Below are 9,526 nucleotides of genomic sequence, written 5' to 3'. Positions count from 1 at the left end.
AATGAATTCATCGCGTAACTCCTTTGAGATGATGTGTTTTAGCAGATTCATTATACTTCAAAGGTGTGGTTACGCGATATTTATTTGTTCAAAAAGTTGTAAACTGCTGTATATTTATATTAAAGAGGGGTATTTTTTATGATGAAGACTTTTTCTCTTCCCTTTGGGAAGGGTACACAGACCGTTTCGCTCGATGAAGCACACGTATTGTATGACCTGCACGGCAATCCCGTCGATGCCGTAGCCGATGAACAGGAAGCCATTCGACAGGCTCTGCGCCACCCTATCGGCAGCGCACCGCTCAAAGACGTCGTCCAGGCCGGCGATACGGTAGCTATCGTCGTCAGTGACATTACCCGTCTGGTCCATACGGCACAGATGCTGCCGGTCATCGTCGATGAATTGAACCAGGCCGGCGTCCGGGACGAACAGATTACCGTCGTCACGGCCCAGGGGACGCACCGGGCCCATACGCCGGAAGAAGACATCATCGTCTGCGGCGAAGACATGGTCAAGCGCGTCAAAGTCGTCAGCCACGACTGCCGCGATGCGTCGCAGCTGACCAAAATCGGGACGACGACGCATGGCAATGACGTCTATCTCGACTCGCACGTCGTCCAGGCCGATAAAGTCATCTTGACCGGCGCCGTATCCTTCCATCCCATGGCCGGTTTTGGCGGCGGACGCAAAGCCGTCCTGCCCGGTGTTGCCAGCTATGAAACGATTATGCGCAACCACGCCATGGCCTTGACCGATACCTTTGGCGGCGGCTGCAATCCCCGATGCGAAACGAGTCTGTTGGAAGACAATCCCCTCCACGACGATATGAAACAGGCCGCAGCCCTGCTCAATCCCTGTTTTCTGGTCAACACCGTCTTTTCTGCAGACGGCGATCTCTATGAAGTCGTCGGCGGCCATTGGTACGATGCCTGGAAAAAAGGCTGTGACGACTTGCTGCACATCGCCAGTGTTCCCATCCAGGAACTGGCGGATATTACCATCGCATCGGCCGGCGGCTATCCCAAGGACATGAACCTCTACCAGAGCATGAAGGCGCCCATGAACGCCGTCTTCGCCACCAAGCCGGGCGGCACGATGATCCTGACTCTGGACTGCCCGGATATCAAAGAACCGGCCATCTTTACGGACTGGTTCTTCCGCAGCGACATGGAAGCCCTTGAAAAGGATTTGCGGGCAGACTTTTCCATTCCCGCCTTCGTCGCTTTCAAATCGCATTGCATTTTCCGTTCCATGAAGGCCGTCTACGTCGTCACGCGTCCGGAAAACTTCGACATCATCCGCCACAGCGGCCTCATCCCGGCAGCCACACTGGAAGAAGCCTGGGAAAAGGCTCAGGCCGATTTGCCCGAGGACTACAAAGTCACTGTCATGGGCCACGCCGCCGCCACCTTCCCCGTTCGGCAGTAGGGATTAGTGGCTGGTGGCTAGTGGCTAGTTCGTAGGGGCCGTCCTGTTAAGGCGGCCCGTCTGTAATAGTGCTGTACACGTTGTCCTTTTTACTTTATAGTTTGTAGTACAGAGTTTGTAGTTTTCAGAAAATGGCTTTAAATTTAAAACCCTCTGCTAAAAACTACAAACTGCAAACTTAATACTCAAAAAAGAGACTGTCTTAATGTGGCAGTCTCTTTTTTATGCCCTACAGTTATACGTTTTACCACATTTATTACGTTTGTGCATGTATTAAAATGACTAAACTGTATATCTTTTTTTTACAATTTCCAAGACAAATGGCACCTTGTGTACTATAATATTCATAATTCACGAGAAATAGTTGCAATAGGTGAAATGATAGTTCCATTTTCATTAAAAAGTAAAGGGGTTCTTACAATGAAAGAATATAATCCGGTTACAGCTGAAGTCATCGATGCATTAAAAGCGGTCGTTGGCGATAAATATGTAAAGACCGATGCCGATGTCCTGGACATCTATAAATCCGATGAAAGCCTGGCACCGTCCTTCTGGAAGACGCCGGAAGTCGTCGTCCTGCCGGCTAATACCCAGGAAGTTTCGGAAATCATGAAAATCGCCAACCGCTTCGACGTCCCGGTCACGCCGCGCAGTGCCGGCACCAGCGTCAGCTGCGGCGCCGTTCCGGCTTATAAAGGCATCGTCCTGCTCATGGAACAGATGAACCACATCATCGAATTGAACGAAGATGGCATGTATATGACCGTCGAAGCCGGTGTCCGCACTATCGACATCCAGAATGCAGCCCGCGAAAAGGGCCTGCTCTATGCCGGTGACCCGTGCAGCTCCGACAGCTGCCTCATCGGCGGCAACCTGGCTACCAACGCCGGCGGCAACAAAGCCGTCCGCTATGGCACGACGCGCCACCAGGTCTACTCCATCGAAGCCGTCCTGCCGACGGGCAAGATCGTCAACCTCGGCGCTACTTTAAAGAAATGCTCGACCGGCTTCTGCCTGGACCAGCTTATCATCGGTTCCGAAGGGACCTTGGGCATCATCACCAAGGCAACGTTGAAGCTCGTTCCCTTACCGCCGTATAAACTCGACGTCCTGGCCGTCTTCACGGACCTGGCCAAGGCGACGGCTCTGGTACCGAAACTGATTAAAGCCGGCCTCAACCCGACATCTGTCGAATTCATGGATAACAACTTCGTCCGCAGCGCCAGCGATTACAGCGACTTGAAACTGCCTCACTACGAAGATGGCTGTTATGATATCATTTCCATCGAAACCTTCAACGAAGACGAATTGGACGATAAAATGGAAAAATTGGCCGCTGTCTGTGAAGAATGTGGGGCTACGGACATCGTCGAAGCCGACGACCGCGTCTGGAAAGTACGCCGCAACTGCCTGGAAAGCACGCGCGTCTTCTCGAAAGTTGCCACGTCGGAAGACTTGGTCGTTCCGGTCACGAAAATCGCCGACTGCATCCAGACCCTGGTCAAGGAAAGCAAGAACTACGATTTCCGCGTCTTCTGCCTGGCCCACGCCGGTGACGGCAACCTCCATTTCCAGATCCTCAAATGCGATATGAGCGACGAAGACTGGGAAAAACAGCTGAAGGAATTCCGGGCCAAAGCGTATAAATACGTCTACGGCTTGGGCGGCCGCCTGTCCGGTGAACACGGCATCGGCTTGAAGCGCCTGAAATACATGGAAGAATATACGGATCCGGCCGAATTGGACCTCATGAAGACCATCAAACGCGCTGTCGACCCGAAATGGATCCTCAACCCGGGGAAAGTCATCGAAGAAAACTAAATAAGTTTAAGTTGTAGGGGCGCCCACGTGGGGCGCCCGTTTACGTTATCATGCGACAGGACGAAAGGCTCCCCTGATAGGGGAGCTGGCCGCCGAAGGCGGTCTGAGAGGTTCACTTAAACGTATTACTTTAAACTATAAAGAAACAGCTTAAAATTATAAATTAACTATTGGACAATGGCAGCCTTTTTATGTTATACTAGTAGTACATAAAACGATAATTAGTATCAAAATATAAAAAGGAGATGTTATGATGAACGCCATTGTTGTGTATTCTTCTCAGACCGGACGTATTGAACAAATTGCACATGCCATCGCCGCAGGCCTTCCGCAGGGGACGCTCTGCGTCAGTGTCGACGACATGCCCGATGACTTTTCATCGTATGACTGCGTCTTTGCCGGTTTTTGGATTGACGAGAACCAGGCGGATCCTAAAGGGCAGGAAGCGTTGAAGAAAATCGGCAACGACCACGTCGCCGTCTTTGCCACGCTCTACGACGATCCCTATTCGGACCAGGCCTCCAAGCACCTGCGCAGTGCCGTAGAGCTCCTCAAGCCTGGCAGCGGCGTCATCGGGACGTACGTCGCCTGGACGGACAAGGACAAGTACATGCATCGGCCGGAAGCGGGGGAAGACCTGCACCTGGACAGGGCCAAGGCCTTTGCCCAGGATACATTGAGCCGCCTCAAAGGCCAGTAAGCAGCAGAAAAGGCGCTGTCGCATGAAGACAGCGCCTTTTTTATGCTGTAGGGGACGCCCATAGGGCGTCCCGCCTTGAATTATGTGCATTCCCTTACCATGACGAATGACTCGCGGTAAAAAAGCTTGCCATCATCCTAAATGGCCTGTATCTGAATCTCACAGCGGGCCGCCCTTTGGGACGGCCCCTACTACAGACGGCGGATGCTCGTTACGAGGGCGTCCCGCCTGATAGCAGCTACTTTCGTTCGAGAATCTCTTTTTTATAAGCTTCTGCGCCTTGTTCCGGGCTGATATAGCCTTGTTCTGCCATCAAGGTCAGGACTGTTTTCTGCCGGGCTTTGGCAGCGTCGTAATTTTTCAGGGGATTATAGTAGGTCGGCGCCTGTACCAGACCGGCCAGCATGGATGCCTGGGCCAGGTCCAGTTTTTCCGGCGTCGTCGTGAAATATGTCCGGGCCGCGTCGTCGATGCCCGTGGCGTTGGCGCCGAAATAGGCTGTATTCAAATAGATTTCCAGGATTTCATCTTTGCTGTAGTAATGTTCCAGCAAGAAGGCCATGACGAATTCCTGGGCCTTGCGGGCCATGGTCCGGTCCTGGGAAAGGAAAACATTCTTGACGACCTGCTGGCTGATGGTGCTGCCGCCTTCGACGGTCTCACCGGATTCGATGTTGACCAGGACGGCCCGGATGATGCCGATCGGGTCGATGGCACCGTGGTCGTAGAAGCGGCGGTCTTCCGTGGCGACGACGGCATGTTGCATGGGCTTGGAAATGGCGTTGATGGCTACGTAGACGGGGATTTTCTTGATCTTGTTGTCCATAGCTTCGTGGAAGTGCAGGTACGGATAGATCCGGATTTCCAGCGGCCGCAGCGGTGCCGGCCAGCTTCCCTGCGGTTCCTTTTCTTCTTGGAGCTTGGCCGCCGTCTCGACGGCAGGCTTGGCCGTTTTCGGCGCGTCGAAGAGAAGGTTCCAGCCGGCACAGATGGCAAAGGCCAGGGCAAAGATGGCGATGTATTTTAGTTTCATTGAATTCCTCCTACTAAACACTTTTATTATACTATACTTTGCAGGGCGAGGGAATTGACAGGCCTGTAAAAAAAGTTTGCAAATTTTTTATGCAATATACTTGCATAATATTTCAGTTGGGTGTATACTATCAAACGTAGACAGAAACAAACACAAATCAATCGCTTTGGTTCATCAGATAGAGGAGGAAATCATCATGAGTAATACGAAAAAAGATATTAAAAAAATTGTCCTGGCTTATTCCGGCGGCCTCGATACGTCGGTCATCATTCCCTGGCTGAAGGAAAACTATCCTGGCGCCGAAGTCATCGCTGCCTGCGCCGACGTCGGCCAGCCGGACGACTTTGAAGCCATTGAAAAGAAAGCCTATGCTTCGGGCGCTTCCAAAGTCTATGTTATGGACATCAAAAAAGAATTCATGGAACAGTACGTTTGGCCGACGGTCAAAGCCGGTGCTGTCTATGAAGGCAAATACCTCTTGGGCACGTCCTTCGCTCGGCCCCTTATTTCCAAGAAACTCGTCGAAGTCGCCAAGAAAGAAGGCGCCGATGCCATCGCTCACGGCGCTACGGGCAAGGGCAACGACCAGGTCCGCTTTGAATTGACCGTCAAAGCCCTGGCTCCGGAAATGACCCTCATCGCTCCCTGGCGGATGTGGGACCTCAAATCCCGTGAAGACGAACTGAAATACGCTGAAGCCCACAACGTCCCCATCGACTATCAGTCCGAAGAAAATCCCTATCCCTACAGCATGGACTGGAACATCTGGCACCTGAGCCATGAAGGGGACGACCTGGAAAACCCGGCCAATGCCCCGAAAGACATGGTCTACATGGTCACCAAGACGCCGGAACAGGCTCCGGATGCTCCGGAATACGTCAAGATCGACTTTGAACAGGGCGTCCCTGTTGCCGTCAACGGTCAGAAACTGGGCGCTGTCGAACTCATTACGGCCCTCAATGAAATCGGTGCCCGCAACGGCGTCGGCATCGTCGATATCGTCGAAAACCGGCTGGTCGGCATGAAGAGCCGTGGCATCTATGAAAACCCGGGCGGTGCCATCATCATGTATGCTCACAGAGAATTGGAATACCTCTGCCTCGACCGCGACACGTATCACTATAAAGAAAATGTGGCCAACAAATTTGCCGAACTCGTCTATGACGGCAAATGGTTCTCGCCGCTCCGCGAAGCCCTGTCGGCTTTCGTCGATGAAACGCAGAAGACCGTTACCGGCCAGGTTACATTGAAACTCTATAAGGGCAACATCATCAGCGCTGGTTCTACATCGCCGTACTCCTTGTACAACGAAGAATTCGTCACCTTCGGCGAAGACGACGTATATGACCAGACCGATGCCGAAGGCTTCATCAACCTCTTCGGCCTGCCGCTCAAGATGCGGGCCCTCATGAAACAGCACGTAGAAAAACAGGGTAAATAAGGAGCGATTCGTATGAAGTTATGGGGCGGCCGTTTTACCAAGGCCACGGATAAAAGTGTAGAAGAATTCAATGCGTCCATCCAGTTCGATTGCCGCATGTATGCTGAAGATATCTGCGGCAGCATTGCCCATGCGACGATGCTGGCCAAACAGGGCATCATCTCCCAGGAAGACAAAGACGCCATCGTCAAGGGCTTGAAGGCTATTTTCCAGCAGATCGAAGACGGGAATTTCGATTTCTCCGTCGAGCTGGAAGACATCCACATGAACATCGAAAAACGACTGACCGATGCCATCGGCGAAGCCGGCAAGCGCCTGCATACCGGCCGCAGCCGCAACGATCAGGTCGCCTTGGATACGCACATGTATGTCCGCCGCGAAATCGCCGCCGTCGCCAAGCTCCTGGTCAAGCTCCAGGAATCGCTGGTCAAGGCTGCAGAAAAGTACAGCGACGTCATCATGCCGGGCTATACCCACCTCCAGCGGGCCCAGCCGATCCTCTTCAGCCACCACCTCATGGCCTATTTCTCCATGCTGTCCCGTGACTTCATCCACTTGAAATACGCCTGGGACATGGCCGATATCATGCCCCTCGGCGCCGGTGCCCTGGCTGGCACGACGTATCCCCTCGACCAGTCTTTCGTCGCCAAGACCCTGCATTTCGGCAAGATTTACGACAACAGTCTCGATGCCGTCAGCGACCGGGACTACATCATCGCCTTCCTGGAATTCGCAGCCGTCCTGATGATGCACCTCAGCCGTTTGTCGGAAGAATTCATCCTCTGGTCCAGTTCGGAATTCAAGTTCATCGAACTCGACGATTCCCACTGCACGGGCTCGTCCATCATGCCCCAGAAGAAGAATCCCGACATCTGCGAACTCGTCCGCGGCAAGACGGGCCGGTTCTACGGCCACCTTATGGGCGTCCTGACCATGATGAAGGGCATCCCCATGGCCTACGACAAGGATATGCAGGAAGATAAAGAAGGCGTCTTCGATGCCATCGATAATTTGAAATTCGCCCTGACCATCTATGCGGCCATGATCGACAAGATGACCGTCAATGGCAAACATATGCGGGAAGTGCTGGAAAGCGACTTTTCCAATGCGACGGATATGGCCGACTACCTGGCCAAGAAAGGCCTTCCTTTCCGGGAAGCCCATGCCGTCGTCGGCAAGGCCGTCCACTACTGCATCGAACAGGGCAAGGTATTACAGCAGTTATCGCTGCAGGAATTGCAGGCCATGAGCCCGCTCTTCGCAGAAGACATCCATCACTACTTGGATATCGAAACCTGCGTTAAGCAGCGTAACACGTATAACGGCACGTCGCCTCAGTCCGTGGCCCGCCAGTGTAAAGCCGGCAAAGCCACCATGGATGGGGAACAGGCCCAGATTGAAACCTGGAACGACGTCGTCGCCTCTGTCTATGAACTATTGAAGTAAAAAGCGATTGAACGAAAAGGAGCTGTCCCCTGGGGCGGCTCCTTTTCGTTTGCAAGGAATTAGGTGGGGCGCGAACCACGAACCACTAGGCCGCAGGCCGAAACCACGAACAACACCCTTGTCATACACCCTATAAATAAGGTATAATAAAAAAGTATGAAAAAAATTATCTTACTCGTAACAGGAAAGGAGGGGCCTGCCTATGTCAATAGTAGCACAAACGACGCTGGCTCATGACGTTTCATATAACGGCATCGGCCTGCATGCTGCGAATGAAGTTCATATGGTATTGCGCCCGGCTCCGGCTGATACAGGCATCGTCTTTATCCGGACGGATTTGCCCGGCAGACCGTCTGTACAAGCCCATCTCACGAATGTAACCAATACAATGCGGGCGACGACGTTGGAAAACGGGGAAGCCAAGGTCTTCACAGTAGAGCATCTGCTGTCCGCCTTGAGCGGCATGGAAGTGGATAACTGCTTCGTCGAAATGGATTCGGTCGAACCGCCAGTCGCCGACGGAAGCAGCCTGACTTTTGTCAAGCTCATCGAAGAAGCGGGAATCCGTGACCTGGACACACCGCGCCGCCTGCTGGCCGTCCAGAAACAGCGTCTCGTCCAGGAGGACGATAAATTCATCGCCATCGTGCCCTATGATGGCTTCCGCATCACCTTCACTTCGATCAACCCGCACCCCATGCTGGGCGTGCAGTTCCTGGACACGACGATTACCAAGGAATCGTATGTCCGCGACATTTCCTTTGCCCGCACCATCGCCTTTACGGAAGAATTGGAAATGCTCAAGAAATTAGGCCTCGGCAAAGGGGGCACCATCGAAAACGTCGTCGTCTACGATAAGACGTCATGCCTGTCCGTTCCCCGCTGTGACGACGAACTGGTCCGTCATAAGGTCCTCGATATCATCGGCGACCTGTCCCTGCTTGGCCGTCCCGTCCGGGGGCACATCATCGCCGTCAAATCGAGCCATAAACTGAACAACCTGCTGACCCATAAAATATTTGAAGAAATGCAGTGATTTAAGGAGGAATTCTCATGACTTTGGAAGTAACTGATATTATGGAAATTTTGCCGCATCGCTATCCCATGCTGCTCGTAGACCGCATCATCGAACTGGAACCGATGAAATATGCCATCGGCATCAAGAATGCGACCTTCGATGAACAATTTTTCCAGGGCCATTTCCCGGGAAAACCGGTCATGCCCGGCGTCCTCATCGCCGAAGCCATGGCCCAGGTCGGCGGCGTAGCCCTGCTCTATCCGGAAGAAAACCGCGGCCTCATCCCGTTCTTTACAGGCATCGACAAACTGCGCTTCCGCCATCCCGTCATCCCTGGCGACCAGCTGGTCATGCGGGCTGACATCGAAAAGATCAAAGGCCGCATGGGCAAGGTCAAGGCCCAGTGTCACGTCGGCGACACGCTCTGTGCCGAAGGGGAATACCTCTTTGCCCTCATGCCGGGTCAGAACACGAAAAAATAAGTTAAGAAAAATTTAAAAAATCTTTACTGCATGTTAAATAACGGCCTAAATGAGCGTATTTGCGAGTATACAGAGGAATATAGCGGGAAAAGGTCTGATTTTGCCCGGCAAAACCGGACTGGTATTCTGCGAGTGTATATAATATATGATTTAGGTT

Annotated in this window: 8 protein-coding genes; 7 read left to right on the top strand and 1 reads right to left on the bottom strand. The window is 52.7% G+C overall.

What is annotated here, in order from left to right:
• The first annotated feature begins 138 nt into the window (after positions 1–138).
• The 3 genes from larAH10 to ACFCTO_RS07585 all read left to right on the top strand — a co-directional run bounded on the left by larAH10 (position 139) and on the right by ACFCTO_RS07585 (position 3,949).
• Positions 139–1,428 (top strand): NPN-dependent 2-hydroxyacid racemase, LarAH10 family, encoded by a 1,290-nt coding sequence (gene larAH10 / locus ACFCTO_RS07595; protein WP_481325124.1) that lies wholly within the window; start codon positions 139–141, stop codon positions 1,426–1,428.
• A gap of 420 nt (positions 1,429–1,848) precedes the next feature.
• Positions 1,849–3,249, top strand: a complete 1,401-nt coding sequence (locus ACFCTO_RS07590; protein ID WP_481325125.1) for an FAD-binding oxidoreductase — start codon at positions 1,849–1,851, stop codon at positions 3,247–3,249.
• 250 nt (positions 3,250–3,499) lie between these two features.
• Positions 3,500–3,949: a flavodoxin family protein gene (locus tag ACFCTO_RS07585; RefSeq protein ID WP_444321010.1), complete on the top strand. Its 450-nt coding sequence runs from the start codon at positions 3,500–3,502 to the stop codon at positions 3,947–3,949.
• Positions 3,950–4,187: 238 nt separating this feature from the next.
• Here ACFCTO_RS07585 and ACFCTO_RS07580 read toward each other — a convergent pair whose 3' ends face one another.
• The gene (locus ACFCTO_RS07580; RefSeq protein WP_020310778.1) at positions 4,188–4,982 is read right to left on the bottom strand and encodes a transglycosylase domain-containing protein; all 795 of its coding nucleotides are present in this window, start codon (positions 4,980–4,982) and stop codon (positions 4,188–4,190) included.
• Positions 4,983–5,178: 196 nt separating this feature from the next.
• Here ACFCTO_RS07580 and ACFCTO_RS07575 point away from each other — a divergent pair, with 196 nt between their 5' ends.
• The 4 genes from ACFCTO_RS07575 (at position 5,179) to fabZ (ending at position 9,369) form a co-directional block, all read left to right on the top strand.
• The gene (locus ACFCTO_RS07575; RefSeq protein ID WP_020310777.1) at positions 5,179–6,423 is read left to right on the top strand and encodes an argininosuccinate synthase; all 1,245 of its coding nucleotides are present in this window, start codon (positions 5,179–5,181) and stop codon (positions 6,421–6,423) included.
• Positions 6,424–6,435: 12 nt separating this feature from the next.
• Positions 6,436–7,869: an argininosuccinate lyase gene (gene argH / locus ACFCTO_RS07570; protein ID WP_499876657.1), complete on the top strand. Its 1,434-nt coding sequence runs from the start codon at positions 6,436–6,438 to the stop codon at positions 7,867–7,869.
• Between the two features lie 202 nt (positions 7,870–8,071).
• Entirely contained in the window at positions 8,072–8,905 is an 834-nt protein-coding gene (gene lpxC / locus ACFCTO_RS07565) for a UDP-3-O-acyl-N-acetylglucosamine deacetylase (RefSeq protein ID WP_499876656.1), read from the top strand.
• A 17-nt stretch (positions 8,906–8,922) separates the two neighbouring features.
• Positions 8,923–9,369, top strand: coding sequence for a 3-hydroxyacyl-ACP dehydratase FabZ (fabZ, locus tag ACFCTO_RS07560; RefSeq protein ID WP_020310774.1), 447 nt, complete (start codon positions 8,923–8,925; stop codon positions 9,367–9,369).
• Positions 9,370–9,526 lie beyond the last annotated feature (157 nt).

Source organism: Megasphaera indica, from assembly GCF_046614755.1.
Classification (GTDB): Bacteria; Bacillota; Negativicutes; order Veillonellales; family Megasphaeraceae; genus Megasphaera; species Megasphaera intestinihominis.
The sequence above is the reverse complement of the archived record's forward strand: the minus strand, read 5'-3'. Positions and strand labels throughout refer to the sequence as shown.

Bases quoted from the DNA above. Each gene is read 5' to 3' on its own strand.
- larAH10 (WP_481325124.1), top strand. From the start codon at position 139: ATGATGAAGACTTTTTCTCTTCCCTTTGGGAAGGGTACACAGACCGTT.
- ACFCTO_RS07590 (WP_481325125.1), top strand. From the start codon at position 1,849: ATGAAAGAATATAATCCGGTTACAGCTGAAGTCATCGATGCATTAAAA.
- ACFCTO_RS07585 (WP_444321010.1), top strand. From the start codon at position 3,500: ATGATGAACGCCATTGTTGTGTATTCTTCTCAGACCGGACGTATTGAA.
- ACFCTO_RS07580 (WP_020310778.1), bottom strand. From the start codon at position 4,982: ATGAAACTAAAATACATCGCCATCTTTGCCCTGGCCTTTGCCATCTGT.
- ACFCTO_RS07575 (WP_020310777.1), top strand. From the start codon at position 5,179: ATGAGTAATACGAAAAAAGATATTAAAAAAATTGTCCTGGCTTATTCC.
- argH (WP_499876657.1), top strand. From the start codon at position 6,436: ATGAAGTTATGGGGCGGCCGTTTTACCAAGGCCACGGATAAAAGTGTA.
- lpxC (WP_499876656.1), top strand. From the start codon at position 8,072: ATGTCAATAGTAGCACAAACGACGCTGGCTCATGACGTTTCATATAAC.
- fabZ (WP_020310774.1), top strand. From the start codon at position 8,923: ATGACTTTGGAAGTAACTGATATTATGGAAATTTTGCCGCATCGCTAT.